Origin of the sequence: Okeania sp. SIO2F5 (assembly GCF_010692685.1) — a bacterium.
Classification (GTDB): domain Bacteria; phylum Cyanobacteriota; class Cyanobacteriia; order Cyanobacteriales; family Microcoleaceae; genus Okeania; species Okeania hirsuta.
In genome coordinates this window covers 13,876-35,513 of the sequence record NZ_JAAHGU010000019.1, presented here as the reverse complement: position 1 = coordinate 35,513, position 21,638 = coordinate 13,876, and the positions used below count along the sequence as shown (strand labels likewise).

The 21,638-nt window shown below is 35.5% G+C and carries 20 protein-coding genes and 2 pseudogenes; 9 read left to right on the top strand and 13 right to left on the bottom strand.

The features are described 5' to 3' along the window. Positions 1-206 precede the first annotated feature (206 nt). Genes F6K27_RS10065 through F6K27_RS10055 form a run of 3 tightly spaced genes read left to right on the top strand, consistent with a single transcriptional unit; the run spans position 207 to position 2,150 of the window. The gene (locus tag F6K27_RS10065; RefSeq protein WP_124144869.1) at positions 207-839 is read left to right on the top strand and encodes a flavin prenyltransferase UbiX; all 633 of its coding nucleotides are present in this window, start codon (positions 207-209) and stop codon (positions 837-839) included. Continuing rightward, a complete protein-coding gene (locus F6K27_RS10060; protein ID WP_287273091.1) occupies positions 832-1,551 on the top strand; it encodes a hypothetical protein in 720 nt (239 codons plus the stop codon). Before F6K27_RS10065 ends, F6K27_RS10060 begins: the two co-directional genes overlap by 8 nt. A 41-nt stretch (positions 1,552-1,592) precedes the next feature. Beyond that, positions 1,593-2,150, top strand: a complete 558-nt coding sequence (locus F6K27_RS10055; protein WP_124144867.1) for a shikimate kinase — start codon at positions 1,593-1,595, stop codon at positions 2,148-2,150. A 490-nt stretch (positions 2,151-2,640) separates the two neighbouring features. Here the strand turns inward: F6K27_RS10055 and F6K27_RS10050 are convergent, their stop codons facing one another. Both F6K27_RS10050 and F6K27_RS10045 read right to left on the bottom strand, forming a co-directional pair. Next, the gene (locus F6K27_RS10050; RefSeq protein ID WP_124144866.1) at positions 2,641-3,060 is read right to left on the bottom strand and encodes a hypothetical protein; all 420 of its coding nucleotides are present in this window, start codon (positions 3,058-3,060) and stop codon (positions 2,641-2,643) included. 7 nt (positions 3,061-3,067) lie between these two features. Beyond that, positions 3,068-3,472, bottom strand: a complete 405-nt coding sequence (locus tag F6K27_RS10045) for an NIL domain-containing protein (protein ID WP_124144865.1) — start codon at positions 3,470-3,472, stop codon at positions 3,068-3,070. A gap of 192 nt (positions 3,473-3,664) precedes the next feature. Here F6K27_RS10045 and F6K27_RS10040 point away from each other — a divergent pair, with 192 nt between their 5' ends. Both F6K27_RS10040 and F6K27_RS10035 read left to right on the top strand, forming a co-directional pair. Then, complete coding sequence (locus F6K27_RS10040) at positions 3,665-4,246, top strand: thioredoxin family protein (protein ID WP_287273089.1); 582 nt, start codon at positions 3,665-3,667, stop codon at positions 4,244-4,246. A gap of 1,153 nt (positions 4,247-5,399) precedes the next feature. Then, on the top strand, positions 5,400-5,828 hold the full coding sequence (locus F6K27_RS10035; RefSeq protein ID WP_124144863.1) for a hypothetical protein: 429 nt from the start codon (positions 5,400-5,402) through the stop codon (positions 5,826-5,828). Here F6K27_RS10035 and F6K27_RS10030 read toward each other — a convergent pair. The 5 genes and pseudogenes from F6K27_RS10030 to F6K27_RS10010 all read right to left on the bottom strand — a co-directional run bounded on the left by F6K27_RS10030 (position 5,789) and on the right by F6K27_RS10010 (position 9,954). Further along, a complete protein-coding gene (locus tag F6K27_RS10030; RefSeq protein ID WP_124154826.1) occupies positions 5,789-5,974 on the bottom strand; it encodes a hypothetical protein in 186 nt (61 codons plus the stop codon). The genes F6K27_RS10035 and F6K27_RS10030 overlap by 40 nt on opposite strands. 613 nt (positions 5,975-6,587) lie before the next feature. Further along, a complete protein-coding gene (locus tag F6K27_RS10025) occupies positions 6,588-7,103 on the bottom strand; it encodes an RES family NAD+ phosphorylase (protein WP_124144861.1) in 516 nt (171 codons plus the stop codon). 335 nt (positions 7,104-7,438) lie between these two features. Further along, complete coding sequence (locus F6K27_RS10020) at positions 7,439-7,918, bottom strand: antitoxin Xre/MbcA/ParS toxin-binding domain-containing protein (protein WP_124144860.1); 480 nt, start codon at positions 7,916-7,918, stop codon at positions 7,439-7,441. Positions 7,919-8,801: 883 nt separating this feature from the next. Next, positions 8,802-8,980 (bottom strand): annotated as a pseudogene (locus tag F6K27_RS10015) (DUF427 domain-containing protein); the annotation flags it as partial. Positions 8,981-9,618: 638 nt separating this feature from the next. Then, positions 9,619-9,954: a hypothetical protein gene (locus tag F6K27_RS10010; protein ID WP_287273088.1), complete on the bottom strand. Its 336-nt coding sequence runs from the start codon at positions 9,952-9,954 to the stop codon at positions 9,619-9,621. 252 nt (positions 9,955-10,206) lie between these two features. On the opposite strand from F6K27_RS10010, the gene F6K27_RS10005 reads away from it, so the two are divergent. Together F6K27_RS10005 and F6K27_RS10000 are read left to right on the top strand one after the other, a co-directional pair. Beyond that, entirely contained in the window at positions 10,207-10,344 is a 138-nt protein-coding gene (locus F6K27_RS10005) for a hypothetical protein (RefSeq protein WP_287273086.1), read from the top strand. Positions 10,345-11,066: 722 nt separating this feature from the next. Then, entirely contained in the window at positions 11,067-11,813 is a 747-nt protein-coding gene (locus F6K27_RS10000; protein WP_124144858.1) for a hypothetical protein, read from the top strand. A gap of 341 nt (positions 11,814-12,154) precedes the next feature. Here the strand turns inward: F6K27_RS10000 and F6K27_RS09995 are convergent. The 6 genes and pseudogenes from F6K27_RS09995 to F6K27_RS09970 all read right to left on the bottom strand — a co-directional run. Continuing rightward, positions 12,155-12,496 (bottom strand): annotated as a pseudogene (locus tag F6K27_RS09995) (NAD(P)-dependent oxidoreductase); the annotation flags it as partial. A gap of 284 nt (positions 12,497-12,780) precedes the next feature. Further along, a complete protein-coding gene (locus F6K27_RS09990) occupies positions 12,781-15,207 on the bottom strand; it encodes a phosphoketolase (protein ID WP_287273084.1) in 2,427 nt (808 codons plus the stop codon). A gap of 479 nt (positions 15,208-15,686) precedes the next feature. After that, positions 15,687-16,385, bottom strand: a complete 699-nt coding sequence (locus F6K27_RS09985; protein ID WP_124144856.1) for a 1-acyl-sn-glycerol-3-phosphate acyltransferase — start codon at positions 16,383-16,385, stop codon at positions 15,687-15,689. Between the two features lie 855 nt (positions 16,386-17,240). After that, entirely contained in the window at positions 17,241-18,161 is a 921-nt protein-coding gene (locus tag F6K27_RS09980; protein WP_124144855.1) for a cation diffusion facilitator family transporter, read from the bottom strand. A 176-nt stretch (positions 18,162-18,337) separates the two neighbouring features. After that, positions 18,338-18,487 carry a transposase family protein gene (locus F6K27_RS09975; protein WP_161564508.1) on the bottom strand — a complete coding sequence of 50 codons (150 nt, stop codon included), beginning with the start codon at positions 18,485-18,487 and terminating at the stop codon, positions 18,338-18,340. Positions 18,488-19,724: 1,237 nt separating this feature from the next. Further along, positions 19,725-19,847, bottom strand: coding sequence for a hypothetical protein (locus F6K27_RS09970; RefSeq protein ID WP_275670366.1), 123 nt, complete (start codon positions 19,845-19,847; stop codon positions 19,725-19,727). An 18-nt stretch (positions 19,848-19,865) separates the two neighbouring features. Here F6K27_RS09970 and F6K27_RS09965 point away from each other — a divergent pair, with 18 nt between their 5' ends. Both F6K27_RS09965 and F6K27_RS09960 read left to right on the top strand, forming a co-directional pair. After that, positions 19,866-20,483, top strand: coding sequence for a DNA-3-methyladenine glycosylase (locus tag F6K27_RS09965; RefSeq protein ID WP_287273082.1), 618 nt, complete (start codon positions 19,866-19,868; stop codon positions 20,481-20,483). Positions 20,484-20,981: 498 nt separating this feature from the next. Next, the gene (locus F6K27_RS09960; RefSeq protein ID WP_375339641.1) at positions 20,982-21,500 is read left to right on the top strand and encodes a nuclease-related domain-containing protein; all 519 of its coding nucleotides are present in this window, start codon (positions 20,982-20,984) and stop codon (positions 21,498-21,500) included. Positions 21,501-21,638 lie beyond the last annotated feature (138 nt).

The window sequence follows — 21,638 nt, the reverse complement described above, 5'->3', positions numbered from 1 at the left end:
AAGAGGTGTTGCTGAAATGTAATAGTAAGTAGCTGAAGGTAAAATTGAAAAACTTATGTTTTGCGTTGATACTTAATCTAAAAATCATTACCATTCAGCAACGCCAGATTTTAAGTTCCATTAAGGTCACTTCTGACTTCTGAATTTTGACTTCTGACTTGAGTGAAACGGTATAACTACCACCTACTGTAAATTATTTATTGAAAATGAATGATTCTGTTTCTACTCCGCAACTACCGATAACGATCGGAGTTACAGGAGCATCAGGACTAATTTATGCTGTCAGAACTATTAAATTTTTGTTAGCATCCAATTACACTATTGATTTAGTAGCGTCAAAAGCTACCTACTCAGTCTGGCAAGCAGAGCAAAATATTAAAATGCCTGCTGAAGCAGCTAGACAAGAAAAATTCTGGCGAGAGCAAGCAGGAGAAGAAAGTAACGGTAAACTGTGTTGTCATGCTTGGCAAGATATAGGGGCTAATATTGCTAGTGGTTCCTACAGAACTAAGGGGATGATTATCATTCCTTGCAGCATGGGAACAGTGGGTAAGTTGGCTGCTGGATTCAGCTCAGATTTACTGGAGCGTGCAGCAGACGTACAGTTAAAAGAAGGTGGTAAACTAATATTGGTGCCTCGGGAAACACCTTTTAGCTTGATTCATTTACGAAATTTGACTACTCTAGCAGAAGCAGGAGCAAGAATTGTCCCAGCAATCCCAGCTTGGTATCATAATCCCCAAACTATAGAGGATTTGGTAGACTTTGTTGTAGCTCGTGCCCTAGACCAATTTGGTTTAGATTGTGTTCCTATAAAACGGTGGATAGGCCATGAATAGATCTCGGAATTTACTATTGTTAGTAGTTTTAATCTTGATAATCGTTGGGTTGGCCTTATTTTCTTGGCAAAATTGGTCTTCTAATTTGTCTTTAACTTTTTTGGGGTTACGATCTATACCTCTACCTTTGTCTATATGGATTTTAGGTGCTTTTCTTGCAGGTGTGATTACTTACCTGTTGATTTATGGTATTTTCGGACTTTCAAATTACTTGTTAAAAAAGAATTTACAACCTGCTAGACCTCGTTCTAGAAAGTCTCATCATCAAGATCGAACTGAGGAAGTTTGGGATGCTTCACAACCTCAAGTAACTTTAGATTCTCAAAGCTCTTTTAACTTGAATAAAGATTCAGAACCAGCTAAGAAAAATGAAAATTATGATGATTGGCAACCAAGACCTCCCAGGGTGAATCGTTCTTGGGATGGCACCACAGAGGAGCAAGGTTCAGAAAAAATACAGGAATCTGTGAATGAAAGTGCTACTAAAAATCATGAAACAGAACAACAGCCAAAAACAGGTTCTTGGTCTGGTTCTGTATATTCTTATGGTTATCGTGATAGTAGCAGTTCAGGTGTTGGTCAAACTGAATCTGTTTATGATGCAGATTATCGGATAATTACTCCTCCTCCTGCAAATACATCTATGCCTACTCAAGAGGAAGAAGATGATCAAGTTTCTGACAAAGATCATCAGTCAGAAGATCCAAAATAAGTTTGGCTTTTGTTTAATCGTTTTTTTTCATACAGTAATTTATGAATGTTAGTAATAAGAAATTCTTACAAGGAGTAAATCTTTATCTAGTTGGGATGATGGGGGCAGGTAAAACAACCGTGGGAGAGCTGCTATCCCAAAACTTAGGATATCGTTTTCTAGATACGGATAATTTGATTTCTCAAGTTGCTGGCAAGTCTATCAATGAAATTTTTGCTGATGATGGTGAAGCAGCGTTTCGGCAGTTGGAAACAAATGTATTGGCACAAGTATCTAGTTATAAAAATTTGACTATTGCAACAGGTGGTGGTATTGTATTGAACCATTTTAACTGGAGCTACTTACAGCATGGTATTGTCGTCTGGTTAGATGCGCCTATAGAGGTATTGCATAGTCGTTTACAGGGTGATCAAACTAGACCTCTGCTTCAGGATAGAGACCCTCTGGGTAAACTTCAGGCTCTTTTAGAGGAACGACGGCCACTTTATGCTAATGCAGATGTTCATATTCATGTAGAGCCTAAATCTACTCCGGAACAGTTAACAATGTTAGTCTTGGCAGAAGTTAAAAAAGTGGTAAAATCATCGGTACTAAATTAGTTATTGAAAGGTTCATCCCAAGATTTTAGTATGAAAATAATCTCAATAGATGTTTTTTGTCCAAAAAAGGTGTTATAGTTTTATGCGGCTATAAGATATTTGGTAGAAACTAAATAATATCTGGGATGAATATATGAAAATTTTGTAGATTTTAATAAAAAAAACCCCACCATAAATTAGGTAGGGAGCAAGGAAAATTAAACGCTTATTCTATTATAATCTCAGAAATCAATTATTATTGGTTATTATATATGTGACAATTTCTTAAACCTCTATAAGGCCGATTGCGTTCATAGAACCTATAAGATTAATATTTAAATTTGAACCTACTCTTGAAGTAAAGGTGACAGATGATAGTGCTTAACGACACAGTCCTGAAGTTGCCCATGGCACGATAAATCAGAATTTTTAAGCCTTACGACACCTTGTTTCCTGTTTTATAGCACCAGTATAGGTGAGATTTAAGGTCTTTCGAGTTTAATTGATTATGCTAAAATTTAAGTCTATAAAGTAGAATTCCTAGCCCTAAACTTGCTTGAGAAATAATTACTAGAATAATAAAAGACTGCCAATTTTTTAAGCCACAAACTTGAGTATCCAGTCTTACCAATATTCCCGCAGATATTAACACTAAAGCATCGACAGAAAGACTAACCCACCTAATGATAACTACAAATAAAAAAGCAGAAATAATCACAGAAATAAAAGTCGTAATATCAGATTGAAACCAAGGTGTAATTATTTCTTTAAAATTAGGCAGAGGAACAGTTAAAATAATATCTAATAAAAAAATAGCAGCTATAATAGCTAGATATAATAACTGAGAAGCTTGAGTACTAGCTAGTCTCCAGCCTAAAATAGTGTAAGTAATTAAAAGTAGGATTAAAGAAAGTAAAGGTATTAGTTTCACATTAAATTTATAAGTTAGTAGAAATTGCTTGCACTGGACAGGTAGGAATACATTGTTCGCATACGATACAACGAGACCTAATAAAATTTAGACGAAAGGTCTCAGGTTGTAAAGTCAAAGCTTCTGTAGGACAAACACCAGTACATAAACCACAGTCTATACAACTATCTTCATCGATTAAAATTTCCCTACTAGCTAAACATACATCTATATTTTTTAGTCTCATCCATTCGACAGCAGCATCTAATTCATCAATATCTCCCGATAATTCCAGCACTAATTTACCAACTTGATTTGGTGCTACTTGAGCACGAATAATATTAGCAGCAACATTAAAATCTTTTGCCAACCTATAGGTAATTGGCATATGAATTGAACGTTGTGGAAATGTTAGAGTTACTCGTTTTTTCATAGTTCTGTCCCCCAATTAGAATAATTAGACTGTTTCTAAAAGTCAAAATCCAGTATTTTTTCCTTCGTGATTTTTGATGTTTTTATTTATTCTTAATTATGGAATTAATTTTTATGCTCTTTGTTTTAAGGCGACAATTGCTAAACTAATAGCTATAGTTTTTAATTGTAATAATTCTTTAATTTTTTGACAATGAGCGTAAACCCATCTAACTCTACAAATACTTCCCCTTTCACAACGCGCCTGAGAAATTTCATTGTGGCGTTGGTAGCGATCGCTTTATCAGTGACCATTTTTATCGGATTACGAACGGAGACTGCTTCGGTCTCTTTGGGTGAAATGGCTGAAGCTGCAACACCTCTGAATGTGGCCTTAAGTAATGGTAAGCCGAGTCTAGTTGAATTTTATGCTAATTGGTGTACTACTTGTCAAGCTATGGCTTCTGAATTGGAGGAAATTAAACAACAGTATGGTGAAAATGCCAACTTTGTGATGCTGAATGTTGATAATAGTAAGTGGTTACCAGAGTTGGCTAAATATCGAGTAGACGGTATTCCTCACTTTGTATTTTTGGATGGAGATGGATCTGAGGTTGGCCAGACTATCGGAGAGATGCCAAAATCTGTGATGGCAGCAAATATAGAGGCTTTAATTGCTGGGAACTTAATACCATACGATGGTACTTTTGGTCAAGGATCTAAATTTAACACATCAGTGGCACCAATTAAAGCAAGTCAAGCAGATCCAAGAGTTCACGGTAGTCAAGTGCAATAGTGGTCGATTAAGCTTGTGTATATATAGAATTACAGCATTGGTGATGTGTGGCTATGATTGTGCTTTAATGGCAATTGCCTAACTATTAACTGAAAAGCATTTTATATTTGGCTAAATTTAGGTTTCATAGCTTGATTCACCAATGCTGAATTAGTTGCTTTTTTTAGTTACTTAGCAATTAACGGTATAGCGATTCTATTTTAATACTGATGAGGTACAAAGTTCTAGGTTTTAAGGAATAGGTAATAGAAAATAATACCATTTCACAGAAGTCAATTTAGTTATCAGTTATCAGCTAGCCTTTTTACAGAGGAACTGGGTTAGCCTCTTACAGAGAAGTTACACTATCAGTACCTCATCACAACTGTACCTCACTCACCTGAGAAATGCTATAGTTGATTGATTAGGAAATATAAATTGGTCATTTTTGTTTGATAAGTTGCCTTTTTTTTATATAAGTAACAGAGGTATAATGTTAATTTAATCTGATAATTTACTCATCAATACTGTCAAGATTAACTGCAAATAATGCACATTGAATCAGTTACAGAAGATTGCAAGTAAATTAGGTAAACTTATTAATTTCATCGACTCCCAGCATTTTTAAAACTGCTTTATAAATTATGGTTACTGTATCTCATAAACCAGAAATACGCTGTATAGTAGAAGGAAAAAGGCTTTAGTTATCTAGTAGAGAAGGAAGAAGGAAAAATCTTGCGTTATCCGAGTTTTAAGCTTTTGATATGTCCTAACCTTTCCTTCAAATGCTGTATCAGTTATCAGGTTTATGATGAGAGATACTGAATGTTGTCGCTCCACGTCTACAGAACCGTTATCAAAACCCACAACTAATTCTTCAAATAAGCGTGGGGGTCTTAAACTCTATGTTAAAAATATAGATAAATAAATTCTGAATTAGATAGCTATCGAGAATGCAAAAAAGCAGATTATATCACATAAAATACAATTTCAGGAAATAGGTAAACTTGTGGATCTGCTATAGCAATCTTCAATAATTTATTGAAAATAAAAAAATCGATAAAAACTATGAAAAATTTTGTAAATCTTTCTAGTTTTATCATATATTTTTGCACAACTAAAATATGATTTATATACATGATAAAACTCACCTAATCTGTCAAATAAATTATCTATGAATAAATCATCTATCAATTCTAAACAATTACAAATACTTTTAATATTTTATTCTGCGGCAGGAATATTTACTATTAGTGTTCTGGTTGCAATAGTCAGTATATTTCCTCTATATAAGCAACTCAAAAGAAACGAAGAAAGCAATTTACAGTCAGCTTTAAGAACTCGAACTTTGGCAGTAGAAGAATTTATTTCAAAAGTCAAAAGTATTGCAGTACAAATTGCTAGTCGTACCCAAGCAAGACTAGAATTAGAAGCTTATAACCGAAGTTTAAATAATCGTGCTTCTGCTGTTTCTAATATTACACACTATCTGAGCGATGCTCTAAATCGGAGCCAAGATGTAGTTGGCATTACTCGCTTTGATCAAAATAATCAATTGATAGTTCAACGGAGAATAGCAGCACTTTCCATAGAAATTCCATAAAGTATAATTGGCTGATTTGGATTAATTTGTCGTACAAAAGTCATTGCTGAAGCTACATCTTTCGCTTCTTTTGCTCCAATTGTTGTTTTACTTCCGCTCGACCCTCCAACTCCTTGATAATCGACTAATACTGTATCGTAATTCAAAGAATGAAAGATTTTTATAGAGGCGAGAAGTTGCTTATCTTTAACAGCCCCTTGTGCCGGAAAAAGGATTACCGTTCCTTTAGAAGAAGCTGCTGGAATTAACGATAAAAATAATCAGTGCAATAAAGTCTGAGCAAAAATTATTAAGTGCGTCACAAAGAAATGGTATAAGAGATGCTCCTAAATAGGGTTTGCTGAAAAAGTATTTGTGTAGGAGTCAGTCTTCAGGAGTCAGGAGGAATAATTATCTAAGATTTTTCCCTCTAGGTTTGCTGAAAATCCTCACATTTTCAGCTTTTTGGAGCGAAAAGCTTGCACTTTTTTCTCATCAAAAAGATTAAAGGATTTACAGATAAAGGCTTTTAGAGTTAATCAGCAAGGCCTAAATATGTAATACCATTTTCGGATGATTAAGTATAATAAAAATTTTATCCCTGAGATATAGAAAGAATATCCCAAATTTTTGCCACCTCCAGTGTTCCCTTTTGAATTTACACCTACCACCTACAACCTACAACCTAAGAACTTTATTATCGTTGTATTAAGCGGACATTATATAAGTACATTGGTTGTGATATCCCTTTGATTATCAAGAGGTAAAATGCCAAAATTATTACTTATTTAGAACTACCGTATAAGATTCCGTCAATAATTTTTTTTCGATACTTTTGAGATTGCGGTCTAAGGTAAAAGATTGAGGTGGATAAATTGAAATTCTCTCAAAATCAGGATGTAAAGGGTTAATCAAATAATTATATTCTTGAGGAATAATAGCAGAAGGAACCTTTAAAACTGCTGTTGTTTTAGCAGTTAACCATTTATCTCCAATCGATGCTAAAACGGCAGGTGGAGAAGTATCACGCCAGTTATGGGGCAATAAATTTTCATCTACTTGTTTAATCGGAAAATTATCAGGAATTTTTACACCAATAGATACAAATATATTGCCAAAATTTTCTATTTCCATACTGACTAAAGTTTCTAATGTCGCTAGAGATAATGTGGCTGAAGTATAAATCAAGGATGTACCTTTAGAATTCCAACGCCCTCTGCTATAACTAGAAGCTTCAGCTTTAAAAACACTATTAATATGTTTTTTATGAGATATTCGCCATACTATTAAACTCATAATTATTATCTTGTAAACTACTAAAATTGAAGAAAAATTTAGGGTTCGGAATAAATGATTGAAAGACTCAGACTAGCTACTAATTAATTTTTTTCCTGACTCCTTATTCAAGATTCATATAAGCTCGGTTGATGATCAGAAGTATTCAATTCTTTGATTCATTTTGACAGTGCCACAGAATCAATAGAATAAAAATGCTGATAATATCTATCTATTTTTCGGCTTGTAAATCCTGAATTATTTTCTTAAAAAAACACCTGTGGGCAGGTTTTCAACCTGCCTTTATATATTTTTTTATTCACGACTAAAAGAAATGAACGATTAATAATGAATAATTAGCTATATACTCCATACTCTATTTTATTCAAAAGTTCATCTACTTGTTGTGTACCTGCATCCGTATCTAATAGTTCTAAAGGAGTTTTGCCACCCAAGGCACGATTTGATTTTTTCAGCCAATCTCTTGCTATTTCTAAATTTTCAAATATATCTAAGGTTTGTGCAAAAATTCTAGCAACACGATACAGTCTATCTGATTCTGAAAGATCTAGAGGTTTCTGATCTTTCTTGCGCCTAGATATAGTACGTTCAGAAGTTGCTAATAAAGCAGCCATTTGTGACTCAGAAATTCCACAATATTCAGCTACTTTAATCACAGAAATTATGGAAAATCCCTGACGAATTATACTGACTATTTGTAGTTCTTGGGGCAATTCCAAAATATTTTGAGGTATTTGCTCAAATCCTAAAATTTGATAGATTCTGGGGATGGTTTCAGTTTCTGAGTTCTGAGAAACTTGATCTGGAGATAACATCTGGACATCCTTTGAAGGTCATGTGTCTAATATTATAATGCCAGATGTCTAAAAAAGTGATTGAAATTTTATATTGATCAGATTTTATAACAAAGAACGGGATAGTTAGGACTTATGTTGATGATGAAGCTTAGATAGGAAAAAGTTTTTCTCACTGTTCCCTCACAGGAGTGGGATACCAGATGCGTCTACCACCGACGGGGGGTTGCACCGCTGTTCCCTGCAATACATATTAATTCAGTAGTTTAACCCGCCGTAAAAGCAAGATAACATTAGGGAAAAAAGTTTCCTGGATATAGCTGAGTGCTAGTTGCTATATCTGAAGCTAAATATCCAGAATATAATTAATTTATAACTATTATGACCATGATTTATACTATAAACCTCTAATTTTTTCTGATAAGCTCGATACTCTAGAGAGAAGATCCAAAAAACAGGAGGATCAGAAAGATGAGAAAAAGTATAAAGATGAGACCGTTAGAAACCATATTCCTTATTAGTGACTTGATCTGATGTCTAGAAAATTATAGACAACAATGTTACATAGTTTTTGTTAAAGTTGAATAAGAAACAAAAAAACCCATAAATAAATTTATGCAGTTTTGAATAGAGTATTTATTTCTCGCCCTTTGTTTCTAGTCTGCTCTACCTTCCAGTAGGGATTCGGGATTATTTTTTTATTCCCGTTGGGTGTAACTGTTATAGCTTTGATTTGACTCGATCTAAACTGTTTTTCTAGAAGGCGAGTGGACAAGAGAAATAATTGTGGCCAGACTTAATGATTTTAGGACACATTTTTACCCTAGCTTTCTATTTGTACGCGAGGATAAAAGGCCACATAGTTTTGAATGTTTTTGGCTTTTTCTTTGGGGTTGGGATAATACCAACTACTTCTATATTGTAGTAGCTCGCTTCACCTTTCCAGAAACAGTTACTATGGGTTTTGCTTTCTTTGAAATATTCACGATTAACTGTGTCTGGTGGGAAATAATAATTACCTTCGACAGTTTCACAGCGATCGCTCTGTGCTAAAATAACACCATTCCAAATAGCTTTAAGCATTATTTTTTCCTAATCCTAGTAATTACGGTATATAATCAGATAAAATATTGAATTAAATCAGGAAAAAGAGAAAATTAAAAATTGATTTTACCGGTCTAAATTTTATAATCCTGGATTTAAGGCGATCACTAATTTCTATATTAATAATTGAGTAATAATACGTTTTTATCTCTGTATTTTCTTATGATCTAGAAAATCAAAATTTTGTACTTTATCCAACGCCAGAAAAGCTATTATTCTGAAAATAACTTTCAGAAAACACAAAAAAAGCAGCTAGTTAAGCTGCATATTTAAGAATAACCTTTGTGTTTCTGTGAGGAAACTTTAATCAATTAATTAATTTAATATAGAAAATAATTTACCTCTCTACTTTGATAATATGTAAAAATAAATTCAATGTATGTGATTTATCCCATCAGTCAATTGTGAATTTTTTCAATGATTAGAGTGATAATGTTTTGAAAAAAATGCGATCGTCAAAACGAAAACTCAGTAATGTAGGTAACAAGTAAATCTTGATACCTACACTCTCACTGTTTTTTCAGCATAATTTTCTTATAGGGGTTTTTATATTGCACTAACTAACCCTAAAAACGGAACAACGACAAAAAAATCAAAATGTATAGATACATGACATACTAATTATTATACTCCATGATAGATATTGCACTTCTTGCATCTTCTATTTGATCGATATGAGCTTTGAGTAAAGATAAATCTGTTGCTACAAATCTCTTGTTGCTTGCCAGATCGTAAGCTTCCCACTCTTGAGAAAAATCTACATCTTGCCAAATAAACCAATCTCGGTAGATTTCACCTTTGTCAATATCACCACACAGAGCTAACCAATCATCTCCATCAAAATTGTCTACTGCTGATGCTACTAAGTCAAGCCATGCAATAGTACTACAAGTATCTGTATTGGTATCAGCAGCAAAGGAGGTAGACTGGGAGAGGCAGGTGTTAGATGTCATTGTTAAATTCCTTGATTAACTCTATGCTTTAACTGTAGGAACTTTTAGCACTAAATAGTGATAGATATATGCCACTATCTGAATCAAACCATCTGAGATATCAGATTAATCTACCTTGTTACTACGAAAATAGTAAAGCATAATCATCCGACAAGTAGACACTTCATAAATTGGCACTGTTATGGCAGGTAATAGGGAGTAGGGAGTAGGGGAGTCAGGGAGTGGGGAGTCAGGGAGTGGGGGAGTCAGGGAGTGGAGGAGTGGGGGAGTAGGGGAGTAGTAAATGTTAACCCACATTCCGCACCACAAAATGTAGTATCGAATCAGGAGTCAGGAGTCAGGAGAGCTGGAGACAGAATTTTAGAAGAAAATCATAGCTGCCGTGATTGAGTAATCATGTATAGCAAGTATTTATGCGTAAATTTTTTACTCGGAAGCATGATCAACGGAAAAAGTAATTGAGATGATTCGCATAGTATAAATACTTACCAAGCTACGGATTTATATAGTACTTTTAATGCTACAAATTGACGTGCGAAATGTGGGGTTAAGAATAATAGGACTTACCCATGAAGTACGAAAAACTAGGATTTGAGACTGCTTCCCTATGGGTCGCAATGACGAAAATACGTTGTGCTGCGTAAATCCTGAATAATATACAATCATATCATGTCTGCTGGGGGCGTTTGTGTAACCCAAGGGTGAATATCTACAGGAAATTTAAGTTTTTTATTGCCCTTAAGTATTCTTGCCTGTTCCCTGTTCCCTGTTCCCTACCTTTGCTATACAATACCGATGCTACCGGACATGATATCACTAGACATCTGGTGGAAATTAAAAAAAATCAATTATTATCCATAAATTGTCAATTATTCCCCTCTCAGGAGGGGTTAGGGGTGGGTTCCCTATTCCCTATTCCCTATTCCCTATCCCCTATTCCCTGCTATATTTTTTGGTTTACTCAAACGAAAAGCACTGTAAAGGAAACAGGATGTTAAGGCACTTAGGTAAGTCACAAAAAAAAATTTTAACTGCCTAAAATACCTCACAGTCTATATAACTCAGGAGATACCTTAATAATTAAGAACAATTAATAGTTGAGGTGTTCAAAAATGCTTAATCTTAATAAGATGAAAACAAATATAGTAGCGATCGCTGTAGTAGCTCTAACTATTTGTAATACTCCCCTAGCACTTGCAGAAAATTATACCAGAGAATTTGACGAACAAAAATATCTACGTCAAAACCCTGATGTTGCACAGCTAGTACGTCAAGGAAAATATAGATCTGGTTATGAACATTATGTCAGATATGGACAATATGAAAATCGCCCCCCAGCTTTCAAAATATTTGATGAGCAAGAATATTTGCGACATAACCCTGACGTTAGAAATGCGATACGTCGTGGAGAATTTCAATCTGCTTACCAACATTACCTCAAACATGGTCAATATGAAAACCGTAAAGGTGCTTCTAAACCATCACAACCGGAATTTTATGATGATTATAATCAACCTCCTTTTGCCAACAATAATTTGAGTTGCCAAAATATAAATCGTAATTTATCTCAGGAGGCATTTTTCCGCACGGAGAGTCGAGTAATTCATATTTGTAGATATGAAAATACTAACAAATTAGTTTGGTTTGAGCGGAACAATAGAAGCAATTATGGTTGGAAAACTTTTCCAGTAGAAATTGCCTATAATGGTTTTGTTAATGCTCGTATGGGCTATTTTGTTAATAACAATGAATTTATTCATAAACGAAGAAATCGAAGGGTTTACAGAGAACAAGTTCTAACTCAATGGAGACATAATTGTACCAAAACATCTCCTTCTCTATCATCGAATACTTTTTAAAAGTCTAATACTAATTCGATAAATTTTTGCTACAAATGATTAGCATCTTTATTAGGAATCAGGAGTCAGGAGTCAGAATGAATGTCTTCAGAACCAGTTTTTAGGTCAGAAACTCTATTTTTTTCTCAAAGGGACATCTACTGTAAATTATTTTAATCACACTTATTGTTAGTAACATTATTTTTCTAAAATGGCATCACTAATTATGACCACTATTATTTTTTCCTGTACGTTGCTAATCTGATGGATCCCCTACCTGAATTCTAAATTAGGACTCCCGATCATTTATACGACATATTGAAGTACGTAATGTAGGCTAAAATAATATCTCTGTATCCATTTTATGCTTTAGTCGGAACTTTTTCAGGAAGCTTTACCTCATTTTGGAGAGGCTTTCCTTGCTCAAAGTCAGTAATATTAGATAAGGTTGTAGTAGCAATATCATTCAGTGCTTCTTTAGTGAAAAATGCCTGATGAGAAGTAATCAAAACATTCTGGAAAGATTGTAATAACTGGAAAGTATCATCCTGAATAACTGTATCAGATAAATCTTTAAAGAAAATATTTTCTTCTTGCTCATAAACATCAATTCCAAAATAACCAATTATTCCAGATTTTATACCTTCAATTGCTGCTTTTGTATCAATTAATTGACCGCGACTGGTATTAATTAACATCACTCCTGTTTAATTACTTAGGAGTCAGGAGTCGTAGGGGGGAATGGCCATTACTCCCTACAGGACTCAGGAGGGAAGAAAGAAGAAGAAACCCCGAGTAGAAGGAGAAAGTTTTTTGGTCGCGCAAAGGTCACGGAGTTCTATCGAGACCTTATCCGGACATGATATCATACCTCAAATCATCAACGCCAAAAACTTATAACCCTGTAGGAACGTTGCATGAAACGTCCCTACATTGTCATCTACTTAGGAGAAAAAGAGGCGGATTGACTTCTGAGTTCTGACTTCAGCTAGTAAGGCCATTTCCAATTAACAATATCAGGTCGGTCAGCACCATACTCGTACGCATAGTTTTGACAAGAAATTTGCTCATTGCGGAAATCTTCTTTCGCATGAGCACCTGCAACTTTTAGTCTATCTACTCGGTCAATTACATCCATCGCAATACTGAAGCGGTCAATATTGTTCCGAATAGCTAATTCTAAAGGTGTATTAATATTACCCTTTTCCTTATAACCTCGGACATGGAGATTATTGTGATTAGTGCGACGGTAAGTATAACGGTGAATCAACCAAGGATAACCGTGGAAGTTAAAGATAATTGGTTTATCCAGAGTAAACAAAGTATCAAAGTCGCGGTCGTTCAATCCATGAGGATGCTCTGTATCTGGTTGCAACTTAAACAGATCGACTACATTGATAAAGCGAATTTTCAAGTCAGGGAAAGCCTCCCGTAAAAGAACAATAGCAGCCAAAGCTTCCTTAGTCGGAATATCTCCAGCAGTTGCCAACACAACATCAGGCTCCATTCCCTGGTCGTTACTTGCCCAATCCCAAATACCAATACCCTTAGTACAATGCTTAATTGCAGCATCCATATCCATGTACTGCAAATGCTTCTGTTTGTCAGACACAATGACATTTACATAGTTTTTGCTCCGCAAACAGTGGTCAGCAACCGATAACAAACAGTTAACATCAGGTGGTAGATAAATCCGAGTTACCTCTGGAGTCTTGTTAGAAACTACATCTAGGAAACCTGGATCTTGGTGAGTAAAACCGTTGTGGTCTTGTCGCCAAACTGTAGAAGTAATCAACAAATTTAGAGAAGGAATTTTTTCACGCCAACTAAGTTCATTGCACTTTTCAATCCACTTTGTGTGTTGACCCACCATTGAATCAATTACATGAGCAAATGCCTCATAAGTCGAGAAAAAGCCGTGTCTTCCCGTCAATATGTATGCTTCCATCCAACCTTCGAGAGTGTGTTCGCTCAACATTTCCATCACACGACCATCTCGTGCAAGCTCCCCACCATCCAAGTCTTCCGGTAGAAACTCTGCCATCCAAGTTTTCTTACTAACTTCATAAATGGCATTCAGCTTATTAGAAGTATTTTCATCAGGTCCGAATACCCGGAAATTATTCATGTTCTTAGCCATGACATCCCGGAGAAATACACCCAAAGGACGAGTATTTTCTGCTTCTATTGTTCCAGGTTTATCTATTTCTATACCGTATTCCTGGAAATTAGGCATATTCAATTGTTTGCAGAGAAGACCACCATTGGCATGAGGGTTAGCGCTCATCCGACGGCCACCATAAGGAGCTATTTCTCTTAATTCCGGTTTAAACTTGCCACTTTCATCAAAAAGTTCTTCTGGTCTGTAGCTACGCAGCCACCCTTCTAAAATTTTTAGATGTTCTGGATTTTTAGCAACATCAGTCATCGGCACTTGGTGCGCCCGCCAGAAACCTTCAATTTTGTGTCCATCAATTTCTGAGGGAGCTGACCATCCTTTAGGTGTCCGGAATATAATCATCGGCCACCGTGGCAGATCGGCATTGCCAGAACTCCTAGCTTCTTGCTGAATAGCTTTAATTTCTTGAACACAATGGTCTAAGGTAGCTGCCATTGCTTGGTGCATACTATCTGGATCGGAGCCTTCGACAAAATATGGTTGATAACCATAACCCAAAAATAGATTTCTTAAATCCTCATGGCTGATTCTAGCTAAAATTGTAGGATTGTTAATCTTATAACCATTTAGATGCAGAATTGGTAAGATAGCACCATCTGTAATGGGATTAATAAATTTATTGGAATGCCAAGATGTAGCTAGAGGTCCTGTTTCTGACTCACCATCTCCCACAACTGGCACAGAAATTAAATTTGGATTATCCAGAATTGCACCTGTGGCATGAGAAAGTACATAACCAAGTTCACCTCCCTCATGGATAGAACCTGGAGTTTCTGGCGTACAATGACTACCAATACCACCGGGGAAAGAGAATTCTTTGAAGAATTTTTCTAGACCTTGTATATTTTGACCCTTGTCAGGATAGACTTCTGAGTAAGTGTCCTCTAAATAAGTTGGAGCTAATACTCCTGGTGCGCCATGTCCTGGACCGGACATATAAATCATATCAAGGTCAAATTTTTTGATAATCCGGTTGAGATGTATCCATATAAATGCTTGACCAGAACTTGACCCCCAGTGTCCCAAAATTCGACTTTTAATGTGTTCAGGGCTTAGAGGTTCCTGTAGGAGAGGATTCTTTTTAAGATAAATCATCCCTACCATTAAATAGCAAGAAGCGCGCCAAAAAGCTTGCATTTTGTAGAGTTCATCAGAACTCAGGGGCGTTCCTTCAACGGTTGAACGCGCCTGGCCAAAAGCACTGATCGAAGCTATTTTTTCTGGTGTTGATACCATTATTTTCAGATCCCTTATACAAAATTCTACATCTTTTGTCTTTTAGTAAGCAGAATAAATGTCCATTGCTAGGATTAAGTTGAGTTGAGCAATTTCAAACATTCATTCTTGTTTCTGCTAATAGTGGAGATGACATGACTATATTACTATGCCAATCTAGCTACGAATAACTATAATTAACTTCTACAATAAAACTGTCATAAAAGATAGTTAAGATTTAGTTAAGTTTAGTATTTATAATTATTATCTTTATTCGAGGGAAAGAATAATAGATATATACCAATATACATATATACCAATTATGTTATAGGTTATAGAATGCCCTATTCAATCAAGGTTGTTCATTATAATTTTTTTATTATGTTTAATGAATTCAGCTTATTTGATAAATTTTAACTACTATTATTTTGATTTTCTCATACTTAGTTTAAGCCTATAATTTATCTTGATTTTTAGCTACTTTAATAGCTTGAACTAACCTAATGTTTTTTGTGCAATTGTGTCATAGAAAGTTCTATATTATCAGTAAGTATCTTAGCAGCTTGCTTTGTAGAATAACCAAGATAATCTTTGACTTCTAAAGGAGAACCTATATTAACCTTAACGCCACACCGCCAGGGTGGAGGAGCTGGATGATCGTATAAAATACTAACAGGAATAATTTTTAGATTAAGTTCCTTTTTGCTAGATATTGCCTGTAGTGCTATACGAGAAACACCCGATTGAATAGGATAAATTTTGTTATTTTCGGGATATATTCTTCCTTCAGGAAATAGTACCAACATTTCCTGATTTTTTAGGAGTTGAACACTATGGCGAATACTAGAAATTCCAGGATGATCGCGATCAACAGGAAACCCACCCAAGCGACGAATAAACCAACCTTGAAAACCTCGTGTTTGTTCTTCGGAGACCATATATCGAAGTTTACGGTTAGTCACAAACAAACCTGCTGCATAAGCTATAATTAGAGGATCCCAGCGAGAACGGTGAGTAGGTGCAAGAATAATTGCATCTGTTTTTGGTATATTTTTTTGACCCCTGATTTCTATTTTGAAATAAAATGGCACTAATATACAGCATGACAAAAAGTAAGTTAGTGGAGTTAACCAAGCTGAGAACTCAGAGGTAACTTCCGCAGATGCTTGATCATTCTTAGGTTTATTGTTTTTAGTCATTGGTGGTGTAAAGGTAAGAAGAAGTTTACCGAAAAATTGAGTTTAAAGCTTCGCCCATAAGCGGGCGACTTTTTATTTGCAAGTGAATTGAATATATGCTACACTATTATTAGTTGCCGGGGGGCACTCGGAAACTCTAAACGGACGTGGAGGCAAACATAAGACTACTGTCAAAGTAGCAGCAGCCTAAGAAGCGTCAACCCGCCGAAGAGCTACGGCTCAGTAGGAATCTCCGTGCCTTTAGGCCGGAGAGAATGTCAAAGTGCAAGGGTTTAGCCACATCTAAGCCCTATGAGCATAATTTCCAGCAAGTCTAGTCTAGAAAGAGGTTTCAGCTTAGTTTACAAATCAGCTCTAAGACTATTGTTATATCATGTCCGGATAATTAGTGATAGAACTCCGTCCCGCGCTCCGCGTTAACGTTTGCGGTAGCATGACCCTAGGAAAGTTGTGCGCCTGCAAACAAAAAACTTTCTCCTTTTCCTCCTATTTATTCTTTCTTTCTTCCCTCCTGATATCAAATCCGGTTAAGCAGTTATAGAATGGTTAAGTCAGGAGGAGTCAACCTACCCCTCGCCCCTCCCCCTCCCAGGAGGGGGAGTCAGGAGGAGAGAGAATGACAAAGATGAGCATAGTTATGACGATTGGAGAATTTTTTTATGTCCAATAAAATGGATTTGATATTACTCCTGACTCCTTTATCGTTATTTATAATATTCAACCGGACATGATATTACTTGTGTTGCTTTTCATTCAAATTGTCAAACGCCAAAAGACGTAGTGCTATAATTAAAAATCCGAATCCTACTCAGAAATCTCAGATCTGAAAATTTAAAATTAAAATTATAGACTTGCTTAACTATCAGATTGATAAGAAATATGTTCTGATTGATAAGCAGGGGGTTCAACATGAATCATGATTCTGGCAGGATGAAACCTTTCTTGTAGAAGCGCTTCTACCTTTTCAGTAATTTGATGAGCAGTTTCTATATCATTAGAATTAACAATGAGGTGCATTTCAATAAATACCTGACGACCGATAATTCCACGAGAAGCAATGTCGTGACAATTAACTACTCCTGGAACTTCCATCGCGATCGCATGAATAGCTTCTGGTGCTACTGCCATATAGTCTACCAACCAAGGCAAATTTTCTTTCAAAACTTCCCAAGCACTCCGAAACACTAAAAGAGCAACGGGAAAAGCTAAAAGCACATCTAACCAACGGAAAATAGTTAGATTCCAAATATTTCCTTGCCAAATACCAATTAATCCAGCTATAACAATTACTGTCACCCAGATATCACTCATTGTATGGTGAGAGTCGGCAATTAAAATACTACTACCGATTTTATGTCCTACCCGACGTTCATAAAATGCCACAAAAATATTAATCCCAAGCACAATTAATAATATCCATAGTGCGGGTGGAGAAATATTCACCTCTTGACTACCGCCCACTATTTGTTGTATTGCTCCACTCAGAATTTCAAAACAAGCAATACCAAGGAAAGCAGCAATACCTAGAGCGCCAATAGCGTCAAATTTTTGATGTCCGTATGGATATTGGCGGTCTGGTTTAGGGGAGGCAAGATGATTTGTGACTAACCCTAAAATGTTATTAGCACTGTCAGTGACACTGTGCAAAGCATCAGCAAATAGACTCAGAGAACCTGTCCAAAATGCTATTCCAGCTTTGATTAACATCACTAATAAATTTAGTAGTAAAGTGATGATTAAAACTTTGCGGACTTGTTTGCGATTATCGGTAGACATGGTTCAACAATTAATAATTAATAATTAATAGACTTGTCGCGAAATAAAACCTTAAAGTTAAATGGAAAATTTCTACCTTTCAATCATTAAATTATCCTGCCATTAAGTAGAAATTCCAGAGTCCAGCTGCAGTGAACATGAAGCGAGCGTCGCGCATCTTTGATGTGATTTCGATATCATCCTCTAGCTGCATTATATCTGTTTACCCCAGATATTGTCTGTTCACTTTTGACGCGGTCGCTACTTTTTTCTTGATTGAGATGTTTTTGTTGGTCAGTTAATTCCTGAGATCGAGGTTTTTTCGTGGGTCGGCTTGATGTTGACAAATTCCTTCTAACTCTATAGAACCCCTGAGCGTATCTTTGGAGGCGGTATGTGCTTTTGACTTCCGTCCTCAGCCTGAGGAAGTTGTGGAAATTCAGGAACGAGAATGGGGAAAAAGCGGATGAGACCCCGCGTCGCCCAATAGCAAACCTGGTAGCTTCCCTTGCAGGTAGAAAAATACTCTTATCTCCCCATCTCCCCATCTCCCCATCTCCTTCTCTATTTTTAAATAGATCCGTTTAGGGGTTCTATACTTTACCTTATAAAGCGACAAGTCTATTATAGGATTGGATAAGTTCTTTTTAGGCATGATTTTCAGCCTTTTTTTGTAGCATTCTTTTTTCATGCTTGGTTTAATTGAAATTAAAAAAAGTAGACAAAAATGATGAAAATAGTGAGATCAAGTTAAGCTTATATTGAGCATCAAGCTCAAGATTATTCCTTTAAATTGAAAGATTAAATATAAGTAGTAAAACTGATTTTATAGAGCATAATTATGGAGCATTAAATCTTCATAAGTGGAGAATTTATTTTAATTTTCGATCGAGTAGATAATAAAAAATGGAAAGTAGAGTTGGTGAAAAGTTAACAAACTAGAAATCTAAAAGCAATAACTTGATTGACATAGGATGGAGCAAGTTATTATAGAGGAGAAAAAATCAATAAAATCAGGCAATTTATCAAGAAAAATGAAAAGTTTATTGTTGTAAATTTTCTCCCTACGCACCTCAATAAAATCTACTTGAAGTGATTTGGTTACAACTCAAAACTTTGCTAAGAAAATTATATTATATTGGTAAGAGTTTCAAAATTGTTAAAGGTTTATTTGAATTATTTATTAACTTAAAACTATTCAATCTTCCTGATTTAAAAAAATATGATGCTTCTTCATAAATCATTTAGATTTTCTACATAATCCATGGATATATTCGAGCAGATTATTTAATTCCTAGTTCATTTATTTTGATTAATTTACCGAATAATTAAGATTTCAAGCCTCTTTTTTGAAGAATAAATAAAAAAAAATCATTTTCGCCGATCCTATCAGTTTTCAGGAGAGGTAATGATTAATGATTAATTGTTAATTGTTAAAAAGCTTACTTAATCATAGTTAATTTAATTTTAATTCATACAAATTCCTGGACAGACTACTATTCTGCCCAAGAAATAAATTATCAAAAATCAAAAAAGTAAAATATTTGAGCGATAAGTCGCATTATCGCTACCGCGATCGCCTACTTAGTGGGCACAACCATTTCCATGATAATCATCAGTATCATAAAATCCATTCTTAGTGCCAAAGAATAGACAACCAATACTAAACAACACAGTTAATCCAATTAAAATTAATTTGACATCCATAATTACAAGCTCCTTAATATGAATTTAATTCAAACAAATGAAATTATAAACAATACTTGGCTAGAACGCCCATCTCCCGAAGTTGCCCCAGATTTAGTAGGTTGTACTTTAGTGCGACGGATGTCCAATGACCAAATTATCCGTAGCACCATCGTAGAAACCGAAGCTTATGCACCAGGAGACCCTGCTTGTCACGCTTATCGCAGTCGTACCCCACGAAATGCTGTGATGTTTGGCCCCCCAGGGATGAGCTACGTTTATCTCATTTACGGAATGTACCACTGTTTAAATATTGTGACAGATGCAGATGGGGTTCCTAGTGTTGTCTTAATTCGAGCTTTACAATTGGAGTCTGTGCCAGATTGGTTGTGGGAATATATACCAAAACAAAAATCAAAACCTAAAATTTCTCGTCTTGCTGCTGGCCCAGGTAAGCTTTGTCGTTTACTTGATATTGACCTTAGTTTGAATGGTTCACCTTTGGGAGTGGGGAGACCTATGTGGTTGGAACATCCCACGAGGCAACTTCAGGAAGATTTGCAAATAGTACAAAAAACTCGTATTGGCATTAGGAAAGGGACTGAGTTACCGTGGCGGTGGTATTTGGCTAACTGTGATGCTGTGTCTAAAATTTAATTAGGAGTCAGGAGACAGGAGACAGGAGACAGGAGACAGGAGACAGGAGACAGGAGACAGGAGACAGGAGACAACCCACCCCTAACCCCTCCCCTCCTGGGAGGGGAAGACAGGAGGGAGGAGGTAGAAGCTAAGTTTTGTCAATTTGGGATTTTTCTGCCCAACTATGAGCCTAAAATACTAACTTTTTGAGCGTTTTAGACTAAAAACCAGGCACTTTTTTCGACCTCAAAAAGGCACTTTTTTTTATATGTCAATGGTTTTAGATTTAATCAGCAAGCCATAAATAAAAATCATGAGAATTTTAAAACAATCTCCATCACTACAACAAGCTTTTTAAGCAAAAATTCAGGAAAAAATTTATGACAATAGACAAGAAGTGAAACAAGATTTAGGGGTGGTTTCTTTGGATAAATTGGCGCTGGTTTTTTTCAGTTTAAACAATTTAGAAACCAAATAAATGGCAACTTAGGCGAGACTTTTTTATCATTATTACTCATGTCACTACCTGACAATTGGGTAATGTTTAAAAATGCTTTAATTTCCACAAAATATAGAAACTTTACAGAAATCGATCTTTTAATTATTGGCAATGCAGGTGCTTTTTTAGTAGAAGTAAAAACTTGGAAAGGTTCATTTTCTGCTAATCAAGATAAATGGAAAAGACGAGAAGGAGCAAAGTGGTTTCCATTAGAAAATAGCCCTACTTCTCAAAGTATATATCACAAAAAAATGTTTGAAAATTTGATTATGCCTCAAGTTTCTGGTTTCCCTGAAAATTTTATATTTGCTCCTGTTGTTTTTCCTGTGGCAAAATGGATTGGCATAACTAATTGTTCTGTTCCTGTATTGCAAGGTTTTCAAGAACTAACACAGATGTTACAGCAATATCCTAAATGTTTAACAAATGAGCAAGTTTTAATCATTAGTAAATTAGTTGAGAATTGCGATATTTCAGATATTCCTAAACCTTCTGCAAAACCAAAGCCTATTTTACTAAAACCTTCCGATCAATAATTCTTAATCCGGAAAACTGCTGCTAACTTTATGTACTAGACTGACAAATCTAAAATGGTGCGTTACAACGGATTGTTAAATACCTTTCACAGCTGATATTTTAGCCGTAATGGCGCACCCTACAATAATGAACTTAAT